Source organism: Pseudomonas sp. WS 5021, assembly GCF_012985535.1.
GTDB lineage: Bacteria > Pseudomonadota > Gammaproteobacteria > Pseudomonadales > Pseudomonadaceae > Aquipseudomonas.
Genome location: NZ_JAAQWP010000004.1, coordinates 119,530 through 143,154, shown reverse-complemented (window position 1 = coordinate 143,154; position 23,625 = coordinate 119,530). Strand labels below are relative to the sequence as shown.

20 protein-coding genes and 1 tRNA gene are annotated in these 23,625 nt (G+C 55.3%); 11 read left to right on the top strand and 10 right to left on the bottom strand.

Translation table 11 applies throughout. The annotated features are described in order from the left end of the window. Position 1: 1 nt before the first annotated feature. The 3 genes from HBO19_RS14185 to HBO19_RS14175 all read left to right on the top strand — a co-directional run bounded on the left by HBO19_RS14185 (position 2) and on the right by HBO19_RS14175 (position 3,509). Complete coding sequence (locus HBO19_RS14185; protein WP_057960355.1) at positions 2-736, top strand: phosphoadenylyl-sulfate reductase; 735 nt, start codon at positions 2-4, stop codon at positions 734-736. Positions 737-1,236: 500 nt separating this feature from the next. Continuing rightward, a complete protein-coding gene (locus HBO19_RS14180; RefSeq protein WP_170057718.1) occupies positions 1,237-2,766 on the top strand; it encodes an NCS1 family nucleobase:cation symporter-1 in 1,530 nt (509 codons plus the stop codon). A 14-nt stretch (positions 2,767-2,780) separates the two neighbouring features. Further along, positions 2,781-3,509, top strand: coding sequence for an aspartate/glutamate racemase family protein (locus HBO19_RS14175; RefSeq protein ID WP_170043295.1), 729 nt, complete (start codon positions 2,781-2,783; stop codon positions 3,507-3,509). A 14-nt stretch (positions 3,510-3,523) separates the two neighbouring features. Here the strand turns inward: HBO19_RS14175 and HBO19_RS14170 are convergent, their stop codons facing one another. Further along, complete coding sequence (locus HBO19_RS14170) at positions 3,524-3,994, bottom strand: anti-virulence regulator CigR family protein (protein ID WP_128592848.1); 471 nt, start codon at positions 3,992-3,994, stop codon at positions 3,524-3,526. A 79-nt stretch (positions 3,995-4,073) separates the two neighbouring features. After that, entirely contained in the window at positions 4,074-4,997 is a 924-nt protein-coding gene (locus HBO19_RS14165; RefSeq protein WP_169954265.1) for a LysR family transcriptional regulator, read from the bottom strand. 125 nt (positions 4,998-5,122) lie between these two features. Between HBO19_RS14165 and HBO19_RS14160 the strand changes: the two genes are divergently transcribed. Further along, positions 5,123-5,869: a 3-oxoacyl-ACP reductase family protein gene (locus HBO19_RS14160; RefSeq protein WP_170057717.1), complete on the top strand. Its 747-nt coding sequence runs from the start codon at positions 5,123-5,125 to the stop codon at positions 5,867-5,869. A 61-nt stretch (positions 5,870-5,930) separates the two neighbouring features. On the opposite strand, the gene HBO19_RS14155 is transcribed toward HBO19_RS14160, so the two are convergent. Then, positions 5,931-6,620, bottom strand: a complete 690-nt coding sequence (locus HBO19_RS14155; protein WP_170043292.1) for an HAD-IA family hydrolase — start codon at positions 6,618-6,620, stop codon at positions 5,931-5,933. 115 nt (positions 6,621-6,735) lie between these two features. Here HBO19_RS14155 and HBO19_RS14150 point away from each other — a divergent pair, with 115 nt between their 5' ends. Together HBO19_RS14150 and HBO19_RS14145 are read left to right on the top strand one after the other, a co-directional pair. Further along, positions 6,736-7,092 (top strand): DUF2784 domain-containing protein, encoded by a 357-nt coding sequence (locus HBO19_RS14150; protein ID WP_170057716.1) that lies wholly within the window; start codon positions 6,736-6,738, stop codon positions 7,090-7,092. A gap of 95 nt (positions 7,093-7,187) precedes the next feature. Further along, positions 7,188-7,847 carry an aminopeptidase P family protein gene (locus HBO19_RS14145; RefSeq protein ID WP_262386269.1) on the top strand — a complete coding sequence of 220 codons (660 nt, stop codon included), beginning with the start codon at positions 7,188-7,190 and terminating at the stop codon, positions 7,845-7,847. Between the two features lie 5 nt (positions 7,848-7,852). Here the strand turns inward: HBO19_RS14145 and HBO19_RS14140 are convergent, their stop codons facing one another. The 3 genes from HBO19_RS14140 to HBO19_RS14130 form a co-directional block, all read right to left on the bottom strand. Further along, the gene (locus HBO19_RS14140) at positions 7,853-8,863 is read right to left on the bottom strand and encodes an alpha/beta fold hydrolase (protein ID WP_170057715.1); all 1,011 of its coding nucleotides are present in this window, start codon (positions 8,861-8,863) and stop codon (positions 7,853-7,855) included. Positions 8,864-9,185: 322 nt separating this feature from the next. After that, positions 9,186-9,611, bottom strand: a complete 426-nt coding sequence (locus HBO19_RS14135) for a response regulator (RefSeq protein WP_170057714.1) — start codon at positions 9,609-9,611, stop codon at positions 9,186-9,188. A gap of 80 nt (positions 9,612-9,691) precedes the next feature. Next, a complete protein-coding gene (locus HBO19_RS14130; RefSeq protein ID WP_170057713.1) occupies positions 9,692-10,921 on the bottom strand; it encodes an EAL domain-containing response regulator in 1,230 nt (409 codons plus the stop codon). Positions 10,922-11,371: 450 nt separating this feature from the next. Between HBO19_RS14130 and HBO19_RS14125 the strand changes: the two genes are divergently transcribed. From HBO19_RS14125 to HBO19_RS14110, 4 genes are read left to right on the top strand one after another with little or no spacing between them, the layout of a single operon-like run. Beyond that, complete coding sequence (locus HBO19_RS14125) at positions 11,372-11,950, top strand: fimbrial protein (RefSeq protein WP_169954272.1); 579 nt, start codon at positions 11,372-11,374, stop codon at positions 11,948-11,950. 26 nt (positions 11,951-11,976) lie between these two features. Next, entirely contained in the window at positions 11,977-12,696 is a 720-nt protein-coding gene (locus HBO19_RS14120; RefSeq protein ID WP_262380928.1) for a molecular chaperone, read from the top strand. 14 nt (positions 12,697-12,710) lie between these two features. Further along, a complete protein-coding gene (locus HBO19_RS14115) occupies positions 12,711-15,206 on the top strand; it encodes a fimbria/pilus outer membrane usher protein (protein ID WP_170057712.1) in 2,496 nt (831 codons plus the stop codon). 19 nt (positions 15,207-15,225) lie between these two features. Beyond that, on the top strand, positions 15,226-16,287 hold the full coding sequence (locus HBO19_RS14110) for a fimbrial protein (protein WP_169954274.1): 1,062 nt from the start codon (positions 15,226-15,228) through the stop codon (positions 16,285-16,287). A 127-nt stretch (positions 16,288-16,414) separates the two neighbouring features. Here the strand turns inward: HBO19_RS14110 and HBO19_RS14105 are convergent, their stop codons facing one another. The 4 genes from HBO19_RS14105 to HBO19_RS14090 form a co-directional block, all read right to left on the bottom strand. Further along, positions 16,415-20,041, bottom strand: a complete 3,627-nt coding sequence (locus HBO19_RS14105) for a transporter substrate-binding domain-containing protein (protein ID WP_170057711.1) — start codon at positions 20,039-20,041, stop codon at positions 16,415-16,417. 2 nt (positions 20,042-20,043) lie between these two features. Next, positions 20,044-20,670: a response regulator transcription factor gene (locus HBO19_RS14100; protein ID WP_169954276.1), complete on the bottom strand. Its 627-nt coding sequence runs from the start codon at positions 20,668-20,670 to the stop codon at positions 20,044-20,046. Positions 20,671-20,782: 112 nt separating this feature from the next. Beyond that, positions 20,783-22,015: an EAL domain-containing response regulator gene (locus HBO19_RS14095; RefSeq protein ID WP_170057710.1), complete on the bottom strand. Its 1,233-nt coding sequence runs from the start codon at positions 22,013-22,015 to the stop codon at positions 20,783-20,785. A gap of 312 nt (positions 22,016-22,327) precedes the next feature. Then, positions 22,328-22,417, bottom strand: a tRNA-Ser gene (locus tag HBO19_RS14090). 333 nt (positions 22,418-22,750) lie between these two features. Between HBO19_RS14090 and HBO19_RS14085 the strand changes: the two genes are divergently transcribed. Beyond that, positions 22,751-23,440, top strand: coding sequence for a crotonase/enoyl-CoA hydratase family protein (locus tag HBO19_RS14085; protein ID WP_169956995.1), 690 nt, complete (start codon positions 22,751-22,753; stop codon positions 23,438-23,440). Positions 23,441-23,625: the final 185 nt, after the last annotated feature.

The following is a 23,625-nucleotide window of genomic DNA, read 5'->3' as shown; positions in this document are numbered from 1 at the left end:
GATGAACCAAGCCTTCGACGTCGCTGAACTCGCCGCGACCTATGCCAACAAGTCCGCCCAGGACATCCTCAAGCTGGCGTTCAGCCAGTTCGGCGATGACCTGTGGATTTCCTTCAGCGGTGCCGAGGACGTGGTGCTGGTGGATATGGCCTGGAAACTCAACAAGAACGTCAAGGTCTTCAGCCTCGACACGGGCCGCCTGCACCCGGAGACCTACCGGTTTATCGAGCAGGTGCGTGATTTCTACAAGATCGATATCGAATTGATCTCGCCAGACCAGAGCAAGCTGGAACCCTTCGTCAAGGAAAAGGGCCTGTTCAGCTTCTACAAAGACGGCCATGGCGAATGCTGCGGCGTACGCAAGATCGAACCGCTGCGCCGCAAGCTCAGCGGCGTACGCGCCTGGGCCACCGGCCAGCGCCGCGACCAGAGCCCCGGCACTCGCAGCCAGGTGGCGGCCCTGGAAGTCGATAGCGCGTTCTCCACGCCCGAGCGCACCCTCTACAAGTTCAACCCCCTGGCACAAATGACCAGCGAAGAAATCTGGGGTTATATCCGCATGCTCGAACTGCCTTACAACAGCCTGCACGAACGCGGGTTTATCAGCATCGGCTGCGAGCCCTGCACCCGCCCGGTGCTACCGAACCAGCACGAGCGCGAAGGCCGCTGGTGGTGGGAAGAGGCAACCCAGAAGGAATGTGGGCTGCACGCGGGAAATATCATCAGCAAGGCCTGAAGCCTGGCCTGCCAAGCATGTCGCAACAAGCTCGTGTGGGAGCTGGCTTGCCCGTGATCGCATCACCTCGGTGTAATTGAATACCGGGATGATGCGATCACAGGCAAGCCAGCTCCCACATTTGTTTCCATCGACCATGAAACCTGTACACACAAACGTTACAACCAGTGCCATTTTTGTGTGCACTTTAATAATTACGCACCGAAAAGTTACACCCTGTTTTTGCCTACTTCCTACATCCTCCATTCCCACAATCCCGCAAAAAAATAAATACCTGTTCGAACGGTCAATTTATAACTGTTTAAATTCAGCTAATTATTAATAAACCCTGCAAAAACGAAATTAGCCTAACTTTTTATAGATGAAAACCTGGCACACAAGTGGCTAAGGGAGTTGAAGTCTTTGTATACAACTTCAACAACAACCTTCATACACTTTGTGTCTGCACGCTAGCCGCGCCTTACCCACGCGCTCGCTGCAGATGCCAGGAGCCTGCCGGAATGCGTACAACTCTGCCCAACACTCTCGCACTGGATCTGCCCTCCTCCACAGCAATACCCACGGCCCCCAACCTCGGGCCACTGGTACTCAGCCCGCGCCTGCACAACAAGGACCTGGCACCCACCAAGGCCGAAGGCCGGCGCTGGGGTGGCTATAGCATTTTTGCCCTGTGGACCAACGATGTGCACAACATCGCCAACTATTCATTCGCCATTGGCTTGTACGCTCTGGGCCTGGGTGGCTGGCAGATTCTGCTGTCCCTGGGGATCGGCGCGGCGCTGGTGTATTTCTTTATGAACTTGTCGGGTTACATGGGCCAGAAAACCGGCGTGCCATTCCCGGTGATCAGCCGGATCAGTTTTGGCATCTATGGCGCGCAAATACCTGCGCTGATCCGGGCCGTGATCGCGATCGCCTGGTTCGGGATTCAAACCTACCTCGCATCAGTGGTGTTCCGCGTGCTGTTGGTGGCGATTCATCCAGGGTTCGCCGACTACGACCACAACTCGATCCTCGGCCTCTCCACCCTGGGCTGGGCCTGTTTTGTGATGATCTGGTTCGTGCAACTGGTGATCCTGGCCTACGGCATGGAAATGGTCCGGCGCTACGAGGGCTTTGCCGGCCCGGTGATCCTGCTGACCGTTGCGGCGCTGGCCGGCTGGATGTATTTCCAGGCAAACGGCACTATCGCCTGGTCAATCCGCGAGCCCCTGAGCGGTGGCGAGATGTGGCGCAATATCTTCGCCGGCGGCGCCTTGTGGCTGGCGATCTACGGCACCCTGATCCTCAACTTCTGCGACTTCGCCCGCTCATCGCCCTGCCGCAAGACCATCAAGGTCGGCAACTTCTGGGGCCTGCCGGTGAACATCCTGGTGTTCGCGATCATCACCATCCTGTTGTGCGGCGGGCAGTTCCAACTCAATAGCCAGGTGATCGAAAGCCCCACCCAGATCATCGCGGCCATTCCCAACACCTTCTTCCTGGTGCTGGGCTGCCTGGCATTCCTGATCGTCACCGTGGCGGTGAACATCATGGCCAACTTCGTTGCCCCAGCCTTTGTATTGAGCAACCTGGCGCCCAAGTATCTGAATTTCCGGCGTGCGGGGCTGATCAGCGCGTTCCTCGCGGTGCTGATCCTGCCGTGGAATCTCTACAACAGCCCGCTGGTGATTGTGTACTTCCTCTCCGGCCTGGGTGCGCTGCTGGGCCCGCTGTATGGCGTGATCATGGTGGATTACTGGCTGATCCGTAAGGGCCGGATCGACGTGCCGCAGCTGTACAGCGAGGACCCCAACGGGACGTATTACTACAGCCGCGGGGTGAACATGCGGGCGGTCGCCGCGTTTGTCCCGGCTGCGGTGATTGCCATTGTGCTGGCGCTGTTGCCGGGTTTTGCCAGTGTCTCGCCGTTCTCCTGGCTGTTTGGCGCGGGGATTGCCGGGGTGCTGTATCGCCTGATCGCCAAGCGCCAGCCGTTCTATGCCGATATCAGCGGCGAGAGCATCGCTGTCGACAACGTCAGTCATTGATCAGGGAGCATTCCATGCGCATTCTCGTCGTCAACGTCAACACCACCGAATCCATCACCCAAGCCATCGCCCAACAGGCGCGCAGCGTTGCGGCAGCGGGCACCGAAATTGTCGGCCTGACCCCGTTTTTCGGCGCCGAGTCGGTGGAAGGCAATTTTGAAAGCTACCTGGCAGCCATCGCGGTGATGGACCGGGTGATGGCCTACGACCAGCCATTCGATGCGGTCATCCAGGCCGGCTATGGCGAACATGGCCGCGAAGGCCTGCAGGAACTGTTGAACGTGCCGGTGGTGGATATCACCGATGCCGCCGCCAGCACCGCGATGTTCCTTGGCCATGCTTACTCGGTGGTCACCACGCTGGACCGCACAGTGCCGCTGATCGAAGACCGGCTCAAGCTTTCCGGGCTGTTTGAGCGCTGTGCCTCGGTGCGCGCCAGCGGTATGGCGGTGCTGGAACTGGAGGAACACCCACTGCGGGCCATGGAGGCCATCGTGCGCCAGGCCGAGCTGGCCATCAGCGAAGACAAGGCCGAGGTGATCTGCCTGGGTTGCGGCGGCATGGCCGGGCTCGATGAGCAGATCCGCCAGCGCACCGGCGTGCCGGTGGTCGATGGCGTGACTGCAGCGGTAACCCTGGCCGAATCCTTGGTGAGGCTGGGGTTGTCGACGTCGAAGGTGCGCACCTATGGAACACCCCGGCCAAAGACCATCATCGGCTGGCCTGGCAGGTTCGCACGCTGAATCGCCGATCTCGATCAGTTCAAGACGTCATTGAGCACTTCATAAATGATCCCGGTGGCAATCGTCACCAGGATCAGGTCGGTGCCAGCCTGTTGCCATTCGTAGCCGTCGTAATGGGGCAGGCGCCCCAACAGGCGTCCATCGAGTTTCTTGGCGATTCCCGGTGGCAGGGGTTTGCCACGGGCCAGGTTTTTCTGGATGCCTGGCGGCAGGGACGAACCACCGCGCCAGTAGTCGCGGTTGTCACCAAGGATTACCCGCACACCCCCGATATCAATTTGCGGGCCGCTGTAATGGGCGCCTGCACCCTTCTTGCCACCACCCTGGCCCTGATTACCCTGGCCGCCACCCTTATTGCCATGGGCACTGCCTTTGTCCTTGCCGTTGCCATTGCCATTGCCATTGCCGGGATCGGCCAGCAGCGCCGGGGAGCCTGCAATCAACGCCAGGCTGGTAAATACGAGTAAAGCGCGTGATATGGACATGATCGGTCTCGACAGTCGCAAGCCCCATTGGCCCGTATCAGCTTAGAACACTAGCGGGCAGCGAGTTCAGCAGTGAGTGCTATACCGCGCTGAACCGCTGCGCCAACTGCTGCTGGGCAAACTGCTCGAGGATGAAGTCGACGAACACTCGGGTCTTGCCCGGCAGCAGTTTGTGCTCGGCGTAGTACAGGGAGATGTTGCCGTCATCGACGTACCAGTCGGGCAGCACCCGCACCACGGCACCACTGTCGAGGAACGGCACGGCCATCGGCATGCTGACCAGGGCAATCCCCAGGCCTTGGGTGCAGGCGCAGCACGCGGCTTCGGAGTCGCCCATGGTCATGCGTGGCTTGAGCATCAGGGGCCGCTGTTCGCGGGCGCGGTTGGTCAGTTGCCAAGTGCGCACGCGGCCGGTTTGCGGCGAGCGAATCAGGATGCCATTGCACAAGCCCAGGTCTTCGGGAACACGCACGGGCAGGCGCTTGGCCAGGTAATCGGGCGAGGCCACCAGAATCCGGTGGGCCGGGGTCAACTTGCGTGCGACCACGCCCTGGGGTAGCTCGAACCCGCCGCCGATGGCGGCGTCGAAGCCCTGGCCGATCAGGTCGACCTGGCGATTATCAAAATGCCAATCAGGGCTGATATCGGGAAAGCGCCGCAAAAACTCCGCCAGCAACGGCACCACATAACGGTTGCCAAATACCGTGCCCATACTCACCTTGAGCGTGCCCACCGGCCGGCCTTCGGCGCTGGCCAGGTTGGCCACGGCATTCTGGATGGTGGTGAGGCTGGCGCTGACCTCTTGCAGGAACAACTTGCCGGCTTCGGTCAATGTGAGCCGCCGGGTGCTGCGCTGGAACAGCCGCACGCCTAAACGCGCCTCAAGCTTGGCCACGCTTTTGCCGACGGCCGCCGGCGTCAGGCTCAGGTGCCGCGCCGCTTCGGCAAAGCTGCCGCCTTCGGCGCTGCGCACGAAGCATTCGATACTGCCGAAGCTCTCCATACCACCTCACTCTAAACTTTTGGTTTACACAGACTATAGCAATCACGGTCTACCGAGGGATGCCCGCGAGGTCGATACTCGGCAACAACACAAGGCATTCGCGCCTTGCCTAATTGGAGATCGACATGACCACGCAAAACCTCAGCGGCAAAGTTGCCTTGATCCAGGGCGGTTCCCGCGGTATCGGCGCCGCCATCGTCAAGCGCCTGGCCGCGCAAGGTGCAGCCGTTGCCTTTACTTACGTCAGCTCTGCCGACAAGGCCCAGGCCCTGCAGGACAGTGTGATCAACGATGGCGGCAAGGCCCTGGCGATTCACGCCGACAGCGCCGATGCCGTGGCCATTCGCAATGCGGTCAACGCCACGGTCGAAGCGTTCGGGCGCCTGGACATCCTGGTGAACAACGCCGGGGTGCTGGCGGTCGGCCCGCTGGAAGAGTTCAAACTGGAAGACTTTGACCAGACCCTGGCCATCAACGTGCGCAGCGTGTTTATCGCCACCCAGGAAGCGGCGCGGCACATGGGCGAAGGGGGTCGCATCATTAATATCGGCAGTACCAACGCCGAGCGCATGCCCTTCGCCGGCGGCGGCCCGTATGCCATGAGCAAGGCCGCGCTGGTGGGCTTGACCAAAGGCCTGGCGCGCGACCTGGGGCCACGGGGAATTACCATCAACAACGTGCAGCCGGGCCCGGTGGACACCGATATGAACCCGGCCAACAGTGAGTTTGCCGAGAGCCTGATTGGCTTTATGGCGGTGGGCCGTTATGGGCAGGTGGCAGAGATCGCCAGCTTTGTTGCCTACCTGGCAGGGCCGGAGGCGGGCTATATCACCGGGGCCAGCTTGACTATTGATGGTGGCTTTAGCGCCTGATTGCAGTGTGCTATCGGGCGCCATCGCCGGCCGCCGGCGCCTACGCAGGCGCCGATAGCTTTCAGCGCATCGGTGGCAGGCCGTAGGCCGCCAGGTCGAAGTCCGCGAGTTTGCGGATGATCTGGTCGGCATGAGCGTACTTGCTGTCGGCCATGGCCTCATCAGGCACGGCGATGGCCGTCATGTTCGCAGCCTTGGCTGCGGTCACGCCAAACGGTGAGTCTTCAAACACCAGGCAATCCTCGGGCGCAACGCCCAGGCGGCGGGCAGCGGTGAGGAAGATGTCTGGCGCAGGCTTGGCTGCGCCGACTTCCGGGTCGTCGGCGGTGACGATGGTGCCGAACAGGCCAAACCACTCCCGGTGCAGCGTGGTCTTGTGGCCAAACGAATTGCGCGACGAACTGGTGCCCACGGCTATGGGGATATTGTGCGCACTTAAATGCCGCACCAACGCCTCGGCGCCCGGCATGCCCAGCGCCTTGGGAAAACGCTCGCTCATCAACGGCTCACGGATGCGCAGGAACTCCTCGGGAGTGATCGGCAAGTCCAGCGCCTTGACCACATACTCGGCCAGGTCCTGGGCGCCACGGCCGATGATGTGCTGCTTGATGCCCCAGTCGTAGGTACGACCATAGCGTTCGGCAATGATCTGCGTGACTTGGGTATAGATGCCTTCAGTGTCCAGCAACAACCCGTCCATATCGAAAATCACGGCCTTGATCGGGCCGACAGCAGTACGCGATGCGCTCATCACAAAAGATCCGTGGCAAAGGACTAAAAGGATTCAGCACAATAACGGCCCTGCCAGCCTGCAAGCAACCCATTATCCCTTAGACTGGCGCCCTATCCGTTCAAGCGAACCCGATATGTTTTTGCGCATTGCCGCCGACAGCCTGGTGCTGTTTCACCTGTGTTTTATCCTGTTTGTGCTGTTCGGTGGCCTGCTCGCCCTGCGCTGGCGCCGAGTCATCTGGCTGCACCTGCCCGCCGCCGCCTGGGGCATGGCCGTCGAGTTCTTCCACCTGCCCTGCCCCCTGACCCGCTGGGAAAACCTGCTGCGCCACCTCGCCGGGCAAGAAGGTTATGGCGCGGGTTTTATCGAGCACTACATCATTGCCCTGATCTATCCGGCGGGCCTGACACCCCAGATCCAACTGGGCCTGGGCGCCCTGGTCCTGCTGATCAATATTGCGGTGTATACGCGCCTGGCCAGGCGCTCGTAGCCTGACTTCGTTGCATGCATGGGTATCCCGATCACTACTGCTCGCTATATAGTAAAAGATATAGCGATTAGCCAATAAAAATCGAGGATACCCCGTTGAACGCACCTTCGAAGGAAGCCGTGGGCGCCGCCTACAGCATCGACTCCATGCGCCACGCCCAAGCCATGACCTGGCGCGCCATCGAACAATTGTCCCAGCAGATCCGCCCCGGCATGCTCGAATCCCAAGCCCGGGAACTGGGCAAGCAGGTGCTTGCCGATCTGGACATGCAACGCATCTGGCACCCGCTGCTGGTGCGATTTGGCGCCAACACCCTCAAGACCTTCAAGCAACGCTCCGACGGCGACCCGGTACTGGCCGAGGACGACATCTTCTTTATCGACATGGGCGCAGTGTGGCAGGGCCATGAAGGCGACGCCGGCGCCACCTTCACCACCGGCAGCGACCCACAAATGGCCGCCTGTGCCAGCGCAGCCAAAGCGCTGTTCGAGCGGGTGCAGTTGCGTTGGAAAACCGAAAAAGTCGTCGGCCTTGAGCTCTATCGCTATGCCCAAGAACAGGCCCGGGACATGGGCTGGGAACTGAACCTAAGCATCAAGGGGCACCGCGTCAGCGACTTCCCCCATGCCATCCACCGTGGCGGCGACCTGGGGGATTTCGAACATTACCCCAATGAAGGGCTGTGGATCCTGGAGATTCAGATTGCCCACCCGAGCAAGGCTTATGGGGCGTTTTATGAGGATTTGCTGGCCTAGCCTGTTTAACGAGCCAGAAATTCAACAAGCAGGGAAGTGACCTGCTGCTGGATCACCTCACGCGGGCGGGCACCTTCGCCATCGCGGCAGGTCATGCCGTCGCCTGGCGAGCTTTTTTCAATCAACGCCTCCCCGCCCGGCTTGCACACGGCCATAAAACTGAAATGAGTGGCGTCGCTGATTTCGACATAGCGCGTCGATGCCGGGGGCAGGCGCTTGGCCAAGTCAGCAGACTCCAACTCAGCGGGAAGCTCTGTTGAGGGCACGCCCGCAGCAATCACCAACGTCGGCACCGGCAACGCCGCCAGGCTTTGATCGGTAAACCCACGCGACAGGCCCAGGTCCAGCGAAACAATGGCAGTGACCCGCTTGTCACTCAAATCCTCTGCCAACGGCGCCTGCGCGGGGTTCAACTGCTGGTAGACCGCGCAAGGGGCCAACTGCCGGTGAACCTTGCAGTCCTGGGCAAAACGCTCAGGGTCGAAACGGGCACCGGCGACTTCCAGCGCCGTCCAACCACCCAGCGAATGACCCACCACTGCAATTCGACCGGGCAGCACCTCGCCAAACTGGTTTGGCTGCGCCAGCACCGCGTCGATAGCGCGGCGAATATCCACCGGCCGCTGCCATAACTGCGCGGCGGCACGAGCGCTGCGGTCCTTACTGGTAGTGCCAGGATGATTGACCGCCGCCACGATAAAACCCCGCTGGGCCAACGCACTGGCCAACCACTCCTGATTGCCCCAACTGCCGCCGAAACCGTGGGAAAGCACCACCAACGGATGCTCACCCACCGCCGCAGGCGCATCACGCACGGCCAGGGCACTGAAAAACACCGGGTTGTCGTCGATCACCTTTGGCGTGGCGGTAGTGGAGCCGGGATACCAGACCACCATCTCCAGCGGGCGTTCTTTGTTTGGGTCTGCCAGGGTCGAGGTTTGGAAGCCGACAGGGTTACTGGCAAAAACGGTGGAAGTAACACAGGTAAGGAGCAGAGCGATTAGGGCTGCTTTCAATGGGAATCTTCCTTGATGGGATGCAATGCACGGCAGACACTGCGCGTGTGGCCACATTATTCCCATATCACTGATTTTCATGCAGCAAAAACCACAAACCCCCGGCTTTCTCTAGGAAAACCGGGGCGATTCAAACGGCTTCGTCCGTACATTCACAGCATTCGCGGGCGATGGCGAGAGCAAAGTGCAACAGTCAATAGTTCCCTTAAAACTGGAAATCGACTGCGAGTCTGATGTTTTGTCCAGCGATGCATGGACGGCTTGATGCCGGAAATGGAAATGTCTACGAGCCCTGTTCGGTAATCGCTATAACGGTCTGAGTTCAAAGCACCCTGCGCAAACGAATACTACGTGTGGGTTGAACTTTTGGTGGGTCGATCGTGCGCATAAGGCTTCTTATCGCCCGCTCATCAGGTGTTCGCGTGAGTTTACTAATTACTTTTGATCCCGGCGCCGGGACTGTCACCAGGTCGTCAACTGGGAGGCCGTCATAAACTAACGTATGACGAATAGCCGGACAGTTCATAAAAAAATCATCCAGGCTAAACGTTACATCTACTCCCAAAGCACTGTTTATCACCAAAAGGTCAAAGGGCTCGACGGCGTTTTCAACCATTGCCAACAATTCCGCAAATGTTTCCACGGGTGCGATTCGGTGATACCCCTGCTGATTCAGCATTTTCTCAATACTCAACCGTTGTGCAGGTTGATCGTCAACAACCAAAATTCGTAAATAGGGGGTCGGCATTCTTGATCCTTGTAAATTGCGCAAGCACGCAGTAACTGCATGCAGACAGCGATGCAGGCCTACAAACTGATGCCAACGTGTTATCGGGGTGTGAGCGAGCGCAACCTTCGCTCCTCGGGATTTGGATAACGCGATTGAAGCCAACTTTCCAGGCCGTGCTTCGTCATCGGTTTGGCAAAAAAGTAGCCCTGACCATGCACGCAGCCAAGATCCACTAATTGGTGGTGTTGTTCCTGGGTTTCGATACCCTCAGCCACCACCGTCATACCTAAGGACTCTCCTAACGCGATGGTGCTGCTGATGACAGCCCGGGAACGAGGCCCATCACCCAGTGACTGAACAAACTCACCGTCCAGCTTGATCTCGTTGAAAGGCCACTGACACAAACGTTGCAATGACGAAAAACCACTGCCGAAATCATCAATGGATAGCCGGCATCCCATCATGCGCAGCCGCACGAGATTTTCCATGCAGGTAGCTGAAGCTTCCACAAGGCCTGTTTCGGTCAGTTCGAAAGTGACGCCGGCTCCAGGCAACCTGAAACTCGCCAGGGTTGCTTTAATCCTTGTGACCAAAGCCGCATTGGAAAGCTGTGAAGGTTGCAGATTGAATGCAATGTTCAAAGGGGTTCCGTGCATCAAAAAATGCCGCTGCAACTGCAACCCCTGATCAAACTGGGCGAAAAACAACTCATCCATCAAGTTGCAACGCTCAAGAGTCGGCATAAAAACGACCGGTGAAACAACGCCACCGGTTGGGTGGTTCCAGCGCGTCAGAGCCTCGACACCTGATACCTCACTGCTCAACAGATTGATTTTGGGCTGAAAGTAAGTCTCCATCTGCGCGCATTCCATTGCACGGCGGACCTGCGCTTCATCAGCTACCAAATCGATGTTAGGGGAATCCGATGGGGTAGCCGGCTGATTCAAGTAGTTTTTCAGCAACCTGCTCAACGTATCAAACTGCAGAGGCTGCCCCAGCTCCCCCAACATTCTCAATCCTAATAAAGGGATCAGTTTTGTGGCGGCTCTGCGCACGTCCTCCGCAAGCGAACTGTTGACAATGACCGACTTGACTAATCCGTTTTGTGCCGAGCACCGTAAAAAATCGAGGCTATCGAGGCCGTGCATACGTAGATCGCATAACACAACATCTACGGGCCCGACGCTTTGCAGGGTGTGTAGCGCATCCAGCGCCGAGAGAGCACTGAACACCGACTCACAGCCCAATTGCCGCAACATATTGACGGAGATTGCTCGTTGAAAAAAATTGTCGTTCAAGACCAGAACACGTAATGGTAGTACTTGCATGAATAGCTCTCCGGAATACGGTAAAACTTTAATTTTCTATACTCCTTAACTTTCGAGTGCTTTTCCCTTCCTCTAAACATGACGTACTACACGCGGGTCAAACACGTATCTTGATGCTTTAGTACGATCTAGTTGGATTCCTTATTATCGCTATCCTTCACCGTGCAAACGCCTAGAAATCTCCCGCCACAACGTAGGAAATTTCTCACAGAAAGAAATACGGAATGACCGCTCGCGTCCGAACGTCACGAGGAAATTTCCTACAATTCAGAAGGAACGAGACTACACACACCTTCATTCCCCCCAGACAAACTATTGCCAATTCGATCTGCACCATACAACCACTACGCAACGTTAGTGCTCGTCGAAGTTGGTTTCTACTCTGCAGAGATTCACTGGTCTTGCAAGGTAAAAACCTAATACGTACCTTAACCAAGCAATGGAATTTTTATGATCAAGCACGCTTTCTCCCTGGTAGCACTGACCGCCGCACTGACCTCTGCAAATGTAATGGCTGCCGACAACGCCGCCGGTGGTGTTATTTCCTTCAGTGGCGCAATTACCGACACTACTTGCACTATTAACGGCGGTAAAAGTGCAGACTTCACCGTTGCCCTGTCGCCTATCTCTGTTAACGACGCCGGCACCACTGTTGGCCCGCTGACCAAAAACAAAAAATCGTTCTCGCTGACCTTCTCGGGTTGCACCCCAGCAGCAGGAACTGCTGGCACTCCATTGAAAATGTATTTCTCGTCCGCAGATAACATTTCCACAGACGGTAAGTTCTTGCTGAACAACACAGTCAACGAAAGTGATGCTGCTGTTGCCAAAAACGTCGGCTTCTCGTTGGCGAAACCAGGTTCCACCACACCGATCCAATTGAACGTGCCGTTCAACACGCTCATCAGCGGAGCCGGTACAACACCTGAAACACTAGTACTTGATGCGTACTACTACAAAACCAACACCGCCGCCGCCAAAGTTGGTGCCCTTAGCTCCAACCTGACCTACACCATTTCCTACTTGTAATACAACCCGTGTGCCAGGCCCATCCCATGGGCCTGGTTCAGGAAAACATCATGATAAAGCAACTAGTTTTAGCAGGGTTACTACTTGGCTCGGTGTCTGCGCAGGCCAACATTATCATCAATGGCACTCGGGTGGTTTATCCAGAAGCAAACAAAGATGTGATAGTTCAACTCATCAATAATGGGAGTGACTCATCCTTGGTACAAGCCTGGATAGATGATGGCGACATCAACTCCACGCCGGAAACAGCGAATGTTCCGTTTCTGCTATCTCCGCCGGTTGTCAAAGTATCCGGCGATAGCGGTCAACAGCTCCGAATTACAAAAATCGGCGCCCCACTGGTTGCGGATCGGGAGTCTGTTTTCTTTTTAAACGTGCTGGACATCCCGCCAACTCCAGAAAATTTGCAGGGTGCAAACACACTGCAACTGGCGATCAAGTCTCGCATAAAAATGTTCTATCGCCCGAGCGGACTAAAAGAGAAAGCCAGCAGCAGCGTCGAAAAAATCGAACTGCAAGCGGTCGCGAAAGGTTTTAACGTGATCAATAAAAGCGCGTACTTTTTCACACTCGCCAACATTGACCAGCACGATAAAAAACACCTGCTCGTTGACTCAGTCATGGTCGCTCCTTTTTCCTCCGCATTCGTCGAGAGCAAAGAGTCCGTCAGTAAAAATACACCCTACACCATGATGTATATTGATGATTTGGGTGCCTACAAAACTAAAGCTGTAGTATCGCACTAAGGTGAAGCCCCAGAATGAAACAGCATAAACCCCTTATTAAAGCTCTCACGATGTCCTCGCTGTTTCTACTGGACAAAGCCTATGCAGAAACCTTTGATACTTCGCTTATGGCCGGTAAATCTCGCGAATCCGATCTTTCACGCTTCTATGCAAACTCCGAGATACCTGCGGGCAAACAAGATGTTGATATTTATGTCAATAACACTTGGAAAGGTCGCTATTCATTAGTGTTTGGCGGCGTAAAAGACGACATCAAGATCAGCTACGAAGATAGCGCACTTCTTGGGATCAACATGGGTGGCTTGCCCGCTGCGCAGCCAGGCGCGGACAGTCTACAAGTCAGCCAATTGGTTCAAGGCGGTTCTTTTATTTTAGATATTAGCACCCTGAGCCTGAAGCTGACTGTGCCCCAGTCTTATGTGAATCGTTCGGAAGCTGGTTATGTCGACCCGAAATTCTGGGATCATGGCGTGCCTGCATTTTTATTTGGCTACAATGCAATGCATTACAGCATACAATCGAAAAAAGGCGGCTCATCCAGCGACGAACTGTACTCTGGTCTGGATTTCGGTATCAACTTTGCTGGTTGGCAGTTCCGGGAAAATAGCTCGTTAAGAAAAAGCTCCTCGGAAAATTTAAAGTACCAAAAAAATACACGCTATCTTCAGAAGAACATTGCCTCCATCACCTCCAACTTCAAGCTCGGTGATTTTTACTCGGAAGGTGATCTCTTTGACTCGATTAGAGTTCGAGGTGTGGCGTTGACGTCCGACATCAATATGCTGCCTAACTCCAAACAGGGTTTTTCACCCATTGTGCGTGGCGTCGCACAAACCAATGCCCTGGTAAAAGTCATCCAGAACGGCAGCGTGGTTTATCAGGAGAGCGTACCGCCAGGCGCCTTTACCTTCGACAATATCCAGCCCACCGGCTCTGCTGGCGACCTGACGGTGGTGGTCCACGAGGCCGACGGTCGCGAGCAGTCGTTCAGCGTACCGTTTTCCGCCGTGCCTAATATGCTCAAGGAAGGGATCAGTAAGTACAGCCTGGTGGCCGGTAACGTAAACCAGACCAATACCGACTATAACCCTGGTTTTGTGCAGGGTACGTTCCAGTATGGGCTTAACAATCTGTTAACCGGATATACCGGCACAACCCTCAGCAATGATTACCGCGCCTACCTTGTCGGCAGCGGCTTGAACCTGCCGATCGGTGCAGTCTCTGTTGACGTGACCCAATCCAATACTCAGTTAAAAAACCAAAGCAAAAGCGGGCAAAGTGTACGGGTGTCCTACAGTAAGTTCCTGGATGTAACGGATACCAACTTTACCCTGGCGGCGTATCGATATTCTACCGAAGGCTACTACAGCTTCAGCGATGCCATTTATTCCCAAGAGGGATACCGTGAACTCGAAAGACAAATCAACGACTATCGAAACAGACTTGACGAAGATGATGCTCCGATCCTCGACTTGAATACTTGGGATGCTCTGCGAAGCGCACGCCCACGCAACACCTTCAATTTAAGTCTGAACCAGCGTTTGAAAGATAACTGGGGCACCGTGTTTTTTTCCGGAACACAACGCGACTACTGGACAAACAACACTAAGAGCCGTGAGTACCAATTTGGCTACACAAACGCTGTGGGGCAGGTTAATTACAGTATCTCTGCCAACCGCGTCAGAAACTCCAACCGTGACGAAGAGACGCGATTCTATCTCTCAATGACCATGCCCTTTGATATCGCCGGCAACAGGGTGTATCTCAACAGTGGTGCATCACTGGTGGACTCGCGCTACCAGCAAAGTAACGTTAGCGTGAGTGGCAATGCACTGGAATCAAACCGCCTGAGTTACACCGTAGCTGCCAGCAATCAAAACGGAGGGGATAACACCGCCAGCGTCAATACCTCCTACCGTAGCAATGTCACAACAGTAGGTGCCTCTTACGGTGAGTCGTCCGATTATCGGCAAACCGGCCTAGGTGCGCGAGGCAGTGTCGTGATGATTCCTGGGCATATATTGGCCTCCAATGAAATCGGCAGCACCATGATGGTAGTCGAGGCCCCCAAGGCCGAGGGCCTGATCGTCAATGGAGACCAAAGTATTGTGACCAATAAAGATGGCTTGGCGCTGGTTCCGTACGCAACACCTTATCGGTTGAACTCAGTTACGTTGTCCGACAGCGGTAACAGTTCCGGCGCAGAGATCGTCGGAAACATTGCCAATGCAGTGCCCTTCGCCGGCACAGTCAACCATGTAAAATTTGAGACTGACCAACGCCAGTCTTACATCGTGCAGACACGCAAGGCAGATGGTGGCCCTCTACCGTTTGGCGCGGAGGTATTAGATAAATCAGGCGAGTCTATCGGTTTCATCGGCCAGGCCAGCGTTCTGTATGTAAAGTCCAATGAAAAGCCAGAGTACCTTGAGGTTCGACTTAACAACGGCAGTTGCATTATTCACCGGCCTGACTTGGCCGAAACCACATCAAAAAATATCTGCCATTAATTCGAGACAATAAATTATCATGAACAGATTTTTTCTTATTTTTTTAGTAGCTGGACTATTCAGTAGCAATGGCTATGCACGTTGCTACGGTGAAACACCCACCCAATACGGAAACCCAATACTGATCGACATTTCAAATGAGTTGAGCGCAAAAAACCCTGTATTTGAGAAGACGTTTTATACCCAGTTTCCGGCAGCGTCTGTCAATTGCAATGGAAACTCAAAAATCGAAGCTTATTCCCCAATTGGCAATAAAAAATTACGCTTGGGATTTGATAAAGGGGCACGCTGGGTAGAAATGAGCATCGTTGGATCGTTCCCAGAGCAATCCATTCCGGCAGGTACTCACTCATCTGGAGAATTTAACACGCCTGTGACTCTGCGTTTTACTTTGGTGCCCCGGGGTGGTGGCGATCAGGTTGTAGCCGAAGAAGGCCAAGATACATTAAATATTAATGACGTAGCTATTGCGAGAGATACAACTAGCGGCGGTATGGGGTTTTTTGAATGGCTCGGGAAATTCCTCCGTTATGTAGGGAGTTTTTTCACCTATTGGCCAAAAGACTTCCAGGATATGTTTGCCCAGAACATAATAGTAAAATACACCCCAAGGATGACAACTTGCACCTTCAACAATGCAGGATTGATGGTAAATCTTCCTAAAATAGGCGTTGCGCAGCTGACAAAAATCCCTCAACCGGGTTATACGCCATTTACATTGAATTTCAGCTGTAACAACCTGCTGGCTAACGGCAGCACCGACCGCGCAATCGACATGTTTTTATCCAGCAATAACCTGCTTCCATCCGACAATAGCGTATTGATGGACAGCACGCCTGGCTCGGCGAAAGGCGTCGGTATAAAGGTAGCCAAACGCGACACTCCCAACGCACCGGTTGTCTTTTCCACCTCCACCTTAAACCGGGGAAGTGCCACCTCCATTTTCAGTGCCGCAGCAGGTGCTGTGGTTAATAGCAATTTCTCGGTTGGCATGGGCGCCTACTACTTCCCTTACAACCCCGCTCAACTTACCAGCGGTGAAGTCAGGGCAACTGCTACGCTGAACATCGTTTATCAGTGATCATCACCCCAGATCGATAAACGATTGACGATCAACAATGCCAACGACCCATTGATACAGCGGGGTCGTTGGCCATTCCCCAAGCTTCCGCTCCTGCGTAAACGCATCTGGTTCCCCTGACGCCTGGCTAGCCAGTACACTCCTCCAGACGCTGCGCCAATGCCTCCATTGCCTCGTGCAGAGCATCCACCGATTGGGTCAAACGCACGGCATCATGCCCGTTGCAGTCAGCTTGCAGTTGCTCGCAGCACTGGATCAGTCGATGCGCCTTGATGATACGTGCTCCCCCCTTGACTCGATGGCTCAGGTCAGACAGCCCGGTCAAGTCGTGATCACTGTAGAGCTTGAGCAGCCGTAACAAATCCTCTTCATTGCTACTGGCCAGATCCTTCAACAAGCTGTTAACCAGCGTGCGGTCACCATGAGCCAGTTGTTCGAGGCTGCTGAGGTCAATGTCGTCGGAGAGTGGTACTGACGCATCAGTGTCCCCTGCTTCCTCGAACACCGACTCCACGCCGGACAAGCGCGCAGTCAGGTCCTTCATACTGATGGGTTTGAATAGACAATCATCCATGCCCGCCTCCAGGCAACGATCCTTTTCCTCCGGTTGCGCGTTGGCGGTGAAACCCAGGATCAAGCAAGGCGCCGCGCCCGAATCAGCCTCCTCGGCGCGGATCGCCCTGGCCAGTTCGTAGCCTGTCATCACCGGCATGTTGCAGTCGGTAATCACCACATCGAAATGACCATTGCGCCAGGCACGCAAGCCGTGGGCTCCGTCGGATTCATCGGCAACCGTATGCCCCAGGTAACTCAACTGCTGCGACAACAGCAGGCGGTTGGCCGGATAATCATCAACCACCAGCACTTTTAACGGCTGGCTGAATTCGGGTAATACGGGTTCCGGCCGGATGAGCGGCAATGGCGCAAGAACCGCCAGCTCCAGTAACACCTCGGCCTCCGTGCCTTGCCCCATCACGCTACTCAAGTTCAACTCACCCTGCATCATCGAACACAGTTTACGGCTGATCGCCAGCCCCAAGCCTGAGCCTCCAGCCCCCGCATGACTGGCCTGGCTGAACGGTACAAACAGCCGCTGCTGATCGTCCTGGGAAATCCCAATGCCGGTATCGCGCACCAGCACACGAACACCCATGCTTTCGTCTGCGGCCGCACGCGTGACCTCTACACAGACCTGCACTTGCCCGACGTCCGTGAACTTGATGGCGTTACCCAGCAGGTTGGAAAGCACCTGTTTGAACCGTAGCGGGTCGATCAAGACCTCCTGGTTGGCGTCTTCATCGAATGACAGCGCAAGATTCAGTTGCTTCTGCCGGGCCAATCCCTCGAACATCCGTACCACCGACACCACCAGGTCTTTGAGTGCCGCCCGTTGCGGTGACAGCGTCAAGCGCTCGGACTCGATGCGCACCACGTCCAGAATGTCGCCGATCAGTTCCAAAAGCCCACGCGCGGCGCCCGACGCCACTTCGATGGCAAAACGGTCAAGAATGCCTTGGTCTGCCTTTTTCATGGCCAATTCCAGCATCCCCACCACTGCGTTCATCGGTGTGCGGATCTCATGACTCATGGTGGCCAGAAAGGTGGTTTTCGCCCGATTGGCCTTCTCAGCATCCTGCTTAGCGTCTTTGAGCTCCACCAGCAAACGCTCACGCTCACTGATATCGATCCAACCCGCAATGATGCCTTTGACCTCACCCGCGTTATTGCGAAACGGGAGAATCCAGTGATAAGCGGTAATCGTCTGCCCATTAAAAAACACAATCTCACGGTCGGTCAGCAGCTCCTGGCCGCCGTCCATCACCTCCAGATAGAGCTGCTCATAGGCCGCAACCTGGGCAGAATCGTCGTCCAGCGTTTGCGTTTCAGATAGGCGTTTACCAATAACTGTTTCAAGGGTGCTGCCAATCTCCTCCAGATAACGGCGATTGCACAATAACAAGCGTGTCTGGCGATCGCGTACGTAGATGGGATGAGGTAACCCATCAATAAGTACGCGCATGAACTCCATTTGTTCTTTCAATGCCTGTTCGGCCACGTCGCGCTTCTGGATCAGGCGTCGCAAATAGAGAATCCAGGCGAATGCCACCAGCAACAAGATCACAGCAATAGCAGAACCGCGGATGATTTCCGATTGATTGGCGTGCGTGCGCTTGTTATCCACCGCCACTTCACCGCGCCAGCGATTGGTCAGTTCGTCCAACTCCTTCGGGGAGATGCTGAGCATCACCTTGTCCAGGACCGAGTACAGTTCTAGCGATCCTCGATCGGTGGCAAGTGCCATCTGCGCGGGTGGAGCCCCCACGGCACCACTTACACGCAAACTGGATGGATACTGGGTAGCAATCAGATAGCGGGCATTGACCAGGGTCGTGACAGCGCCATCTGCTTTACCCTGTGCGACCATCGACAACGCTTCACCCGCCTCTCGCGCTTCAACCAAAACAATGCCCGGGTACTGCAGTTCAATGTAATTCCGGACGCCGCTGTCGTGCCTGATTGCCAAGCGTTTACCGGCCAGATCTTCCAAACGGCCAAATGCCCCATCGCCCTTACGAATACTCAATACATAAGGGTTGGTCAAATAGGACCGGGTAAAACGCAGGTCGCTGTTATCCGTATTCTGGTGAAACGCGGCAATGAAATCCACTTTGCCCTTCTTGACCAACGCCACCAGGCCATCCATCGAATCTGCACGTACCACCTCGAAGGTAAGGCCGGTACGCCGACGAATCATCGCCAACAAATCAGCGCTGATACCGCGAAAACTCCCCTGCTGATCGAAAAACGCCAGTGGAGGACTGCTCTCCAATACCCCTACCCTCAACTGCGGATGGTCTGCGAGCCAGCGCCTCTCCTTGGCGCTCAGGTCAACCGGGCCTTGGTCGCGTACGGTGATCGTATCTGCCCCCCAGCGTCGCAAGATGGTCATGCTTTCTTCGGCAGGAATCGCCGCCAACGCCCGATTGATGATTTCAAGAAGCTGACGGTCTTCAACCCGTAATGCAAAACCAATGCTGCTCACCTCCAGGCTCGCGAAGTCTGACAGGTGAACGTCGTGCAGGAAATTTCGGTTGATCAGATAATTGGAAGTAACCGCCCCTCCCAAGTACACATCAGCCTGGTCGAAAACCACAGCACTGATGGCGTCCAGATCGGTCGGGTAGATCTGCAGTTTAGCCAACGGGTAGTACGCCATGACCTCGGAAGGGGGTAAGCCATTCGCAGACATAGCCAAACGCTGCCCGCCAAGATCCTTAGGCAACTCCACGCCGGCATCACGCCGGCTAACCAACACCGGCTGATCATCGAAGTAAGACCTTGAAACTACAAGCTCGGGATCGGCCTCGTCGACATGCGTGGCGATCCCGAGCAGGTCAAACTCACCTCTTTTAAGTGCCTCTATCGCGTGTGCACGGTCGGGATAGCGTTGAACCTGGATGTCGATGTTCAACAGATCCGAAATCAGCTCCACATAGTCAGCCGTCACCCCTTCGTAATCGTAGGTACTTGCACTCAAGCCCAAAGGCGCCGAGTCGGTGATGGCAACCCCGACTCGCACGTTTTTTTTATCGCGCAACAAACGGTTGTCGGCGTCCGACAACTTCAGGTTCAACCCGGTGAGATGGGAGCGTCCCAATAACCTCAACGGCTCGATATCGTCGTGAAAATGCACCGCCTGAACAAGAGGGCTGATACAGAGTAAAAAAAACAGAAACCCGATTGGCCGCTTCATGCTTAAAGAAGGTTGTTGCGTTTGGCAAACTCGGCAAGATAGACCACTGACTTGACGTTGAGCTTTTCAATCAGTCGGGTTTTATAGGTGCTGATGGTTTTGTTACTCAGAAGCATCGAGTCGCCAATTTCCTTGTTGCTAAAACCCCGAGCCAGTTGCTGCAAAATGGTCAGCTCACGGTCGGACAGTTGACCAATCAAGTCAGACTCACTGACCTGATTGTCACCAGCGCGCACCGAGCTGTTGGAGAGCAATGGAAAATAGCTGTAACCATCCTTTATCGCCTTGATCGCGCGAGTCAACTCCTCAAGGCTCCCCGTCTTGGAAACATAGCCCGAGGCTCCGGCTTTCATGCAGCGCATGGCATAAAAAGAAGCCTCCATGGATGTCAGCACCAGAATTTTACAGGGCAATCCAAGCGCCGAGATGCGACCGATCACCTCCAGACCATCAAGTAATGGCATGGCGATATCGAGCAGGATCAGATCGGGGACATGCTCTCGCGCTAGGCGTACAGCCTCCACACCGTTAGCCGCCTCCGCCACAATTTCAAACTGTTCGGCACCAACCAGTAACTTTACAGAGGCACGAACAAACGAATGATCATCAACGACTAACGCTTTTAACATATGAACCTCTTCGGGAGACAACAACACACCATCACCAGAACAAGACATCCCGACCTTAAGCTCTATACAAAGTAGCTTAAAACGCGCCTGGCAAAATTATGGCATCTATTTTTTATGCAACCGAGGCGCGGCATTGCAACCACACTGCAAAGTCGTCAGCACTCATGGGGACCGCCAGATGAAAACCCTGGCCAAATGAACAGCCCAGATCGACGAGGGCGTTGAGCGTATAGGCATTTTCAATGTTCTCGACAACCAGATCCATCTTCAGCGCCCTGGCCAGCGCCACGCTACTTGAAATGACCGCCCTGTTCCCCAAATCGTCAACATCCCGGACAAAGACACCGTCTAGCTTGAGTTGGTTGAAGGGCAAATGCGCCAGTTGCGTCAAAGAGGAAAAGCCAATGCCGAAGTCATCGACCGACAAACCACAGCCGGCTTGATGCAGATGCAACAAATTTTCCACAGCAGAGGCTGGCAAATCCAGCAGACCGTTTTCGGTGATCTCGAACATCAGTGCAGCACCCGGCAATTCATATTGATGCAAGCGCTCGATAACGTGTTCGACCAGGTCGCTGCTCACCAATTGAGAGGCTGTCAGGTTGAACGCTAGCCCCGTATCAAACCCTTGCTCGCGTAGCCGGCTCATGAGTTCGAGCCCTTGGTCTAGAAGCCGCTTGAACATCTCATCGAGCAGGTCATAAGCCACCACTGCCGCCAACAGATCCCGAGGCAGTAAAAGCCCGCGCTGGGGGTGATTCCAGCGCACTAGAACCTCGGCACCAAACAATCGGCCATCGTGCAGGTTGAACTTGGGTTGGTACCAGGCCTGAAACTCTCCAGCCATCAAACCCAGCAGAACCTGCTGGCGAGGGATCAACTCAATCGCTGTCAGAGTCCCCCTCAGTGCAGAGCAGTACAACGGGGTGAAATCAGACAGGATCTTTTGCAAAGCCCGCAGTTGCAGGGGCTTTTCCAACACACCGAGTAAACGGATAGAAGATAAAGTGGTCAACTTCTCGACCGAACGCCGCAATGCCAGCGGCAACTCTCCATGTATAACCAGCGCACGTACGTTACCCAGTTCGCTGGCCACGCGCAGAAACTCAAGGTTGTTAATCGAACCGTCAGCCAGGTCAAAAAAAATGATGTCGATCACTGCTTGACTGCGAATTTGATCCACTGCTTGCATTGCATTTCCGGCCGACACAACGCTCGCCACCTGCAGATTCAGCAACCCGTTGACCAACACACTGCGTTGCAACGCATGGCTTTCTATGACGAGAACACACCCCTCAACCATCTGTTTCAACCTACCCATTATTAATGGGTAGGACTTTGCCAACTAACTATCCTGCGCCCTTAGAGAAACATCCTCCCGACATGTAGGAAATTTCCCAGGGATAGCCTTAATTACCGTGCCAGAAATTAAATAATCCGTAAGGCGACCTGCGGTTGGATCACCTCACTCGCACGAGCGCCGTCGACATGTCCAGTAGAACTCACGCAAGGCCTCAGGAGGCCAGCCAGCAAATGACCAAGCGACATTCATTGCCAGCTTAACCGACACGCAAAAAAACGTAGGGGGGGCGGATGGGGGAACAAAAAACATCAGACATGAAAAAGCCCCGTAAAACGGGGCTTTTTCATAACAATATGGCGGTGAAGGAGAGATTCGAACTCTCGATACAGTTTCCTGTATACACACTTTCCAGGCGTGCTCCTTAAGCCACTCGGACACTTCACCGTATCTCGTCAAACTGATTCAGTCTGTCGAGGCGCGCTAATGTAGTCGAAAGCTTTTCCGATGGCAAAGGTTTTTTTCAGAATTTTCATGCGCTTAGACGGTTATCCCATGCCGCCTCCCTCTGGCACGGTGTGGAGGGCGGCGATTGTGCCATTCTCAAGGCGTGTCGGTATGGGGCCAAGGTGGCTGGCGAGCCCTGACGTAGCCTACTCTGGGCCGGGAGGTTGGGAAAAGTCTGACTGGCCAGTCAGTCATGGCGCTTTACCGGGGCGGCCATGCTGGGTAACGTCTGCGGCCTGCCCTTCTATTAAACGTATTACAAGGAATCGCGTCATGAGTGAGTTGATTGCCTACCACCTCGAAGACGGTATCGCGACCCTGACCTTGAGCAACGGTAAGGTCAATGCCATTTCCCCTGCCGTGGTCAGTGCGTTTAATGAAGCGCTGGACCAGGCCGAGAAGGATCGCGCGGTGGTGATTATCACCGGTACGCCGGGGATTCTGTCGGGTGGTTATGATTTGAAGGTGATGACGGCCGGCCCTAAAGAGGCGGTCAGCCTGGTGACGTCGGGCTCGACCCTGGCGCGTCGCCTGTTGTCGCACCCGTTTCCGGTGATTGTCGCGTGCCCTGGGCATGCGGTGGCAAAGGGGGCGTTCCTGTTGCTGTCGGTCGATTACCGGATTGGTGTCGAGGGGCCTTTTAGCATTGGCCTGAATGAAGTGATGATCGGCATGACCATGCACCATGCCGGGATTGAACTGGCCCGCGATCGCCTGCGTAAGTCGGCGTTTCATCGTTCGGTGATCAATGCCGAGATGTTCACCCCGCAGGACGCCTTGAGCGCCGGTTTCCTCGATAAGGTGGTGGCACCCGAAGAGCTGCAAGCCGCGGCCCTGGAAGCGGCGCGGCAGTTGAAGAAGATCAATATGAACGCCCACAAGCAAACCAAGCTGAAGGTGCGTAAAGCCCTGCTGGATCTGCTGGATAACGCGATCATTCAGGACCAGGAACATCTGGGCTGAGTCTCCCGAGACCGCATCAAACAAAGCCCGACCCTGCGTCGGGCTTTTTCTTACAGCCCGTTCTGAATCACCTTGCAACCGCTCTAGATGGCATCTGTCTCCATCTGCTGAAACATGTACTTAAACATCGCCCATCTCCTACCTCTACAGGGGTAATTGCCGAATACAGTGCACGTCCGTACACT

Coding starts and splice junctions, on each gene's coding strand:
- HBO19_RS14120 (WP_262380928.1), top strand. CDS start 11,977: ATGGGCCTGGTTCAGGAAAACATCATGATAAAGCAACTAGTTTTAGCA.
- HBO19_RS14170 (WP_128592848.1), bottom strand. CDS start 3,994: ATGTCCATATCACGCGCTTTACTCGTATTTACCAGCCTGGCGTTGATT.
- HBO19_RS14115 (WP_170057712.1), top strand. CDS start 12,711: ATGAAACAGCATAAACCCCTTATTAAAGCTCTCACGATGTCCTCGCTG.
- HBO19_RS14185 (WP_057960355.1), top strand. CDS start 2: ATGAACCAAGCCTTCGACGTCGCTGAACTCGCCGCGACCTATGCCAAC.
- HBO19_RS14150 (WP_170057716.1), top strand. CDS start 6,736: ATGTTTTTGCGCATTGCCGCCGACAGCCTGGTGCTGTTTCACCTGTGT.
- HBO19_RS14110 (WP_169954274.1), top strand. CDS start 15,226: ATGAACAGATTTTTTCTTATTTTTTTAGTAGCTGGACTATTCAGTAGC.
- HBO19_RS14175 (WP_170043295.1), top strand. CDS start 2,781: ATGCGCATTCTCGTCGTCAACGTCAACACCACCGAATCCATCACCCAA.
- HBO19_RS14130 (WP_170057713.1), bottom strand. CDS start 10,921: ATGCAAGTACTACCATTACGTGTTCTGGTCTTGAACGACAATTTTTTT.
- HBO19_RS14085 (WP_169956995.1), top strand. CDS start 22,751: ATGAGTGAGTTGATTGCCTACCACCTCGAAGACGGTATCGCGACCCTG.
- HBO19_RS14125 (WP_169954272.1), top strand. CDS start 11,372: ATGATCAAGCACGCTTTCTCCCTGGTAGCACTGACCGCCGCACTGACC.
- HBO19_RS14100 (WP_169954276.1), bottom strand. CDS start 20,670: ATGTTAAAAGCGTTAGTCGTTGATGATCATTCGTTTGTTCGTGCCTCT.
- HBO19_RS14105 (WP_170057711.1), bottom strand. CDS start 20,041: ATGAAGCGGCCAATCGGGTTTCTGTTTTTTTTACTCTGTATCAGCCCT.
- HBO19_RS14155 (WP_170043292.1), bottom strand. CDS start 6,620: ATGAGCGCATCGCGTACTGCTGTCGGCCCGATCAAGGCCGTGATTTTC.
- HBO19_RS14135 (WP_170057714.1), bottom strand. CDS start 9,611: ATGCCGACCCCCTATTTACGAATTTTGGTTGTTGACGATCAACCTGCA.
- HBO19_RS14160 (WP_170057717.1), top strand. CDS start 5,123: ATGACCACGCAAAACCTCAGCGGCAAAGTTGCCTTGATCCAGGGCGGT.
- HBO19_RS14180 (WP_170057718.1), top strand. CDS start 1,237: ATGCGTACAACTCTGCCCAACACTCTCGCACTGGATCTGCCCTCCTCC.
- HBO19_RS14165 (WP_169954265.1), bottom strand. CDS start 4,997: ATGGAGAGCTTCGGCAGTATCGAATGCTTCGTGCGCAGCGCCGAAGGC.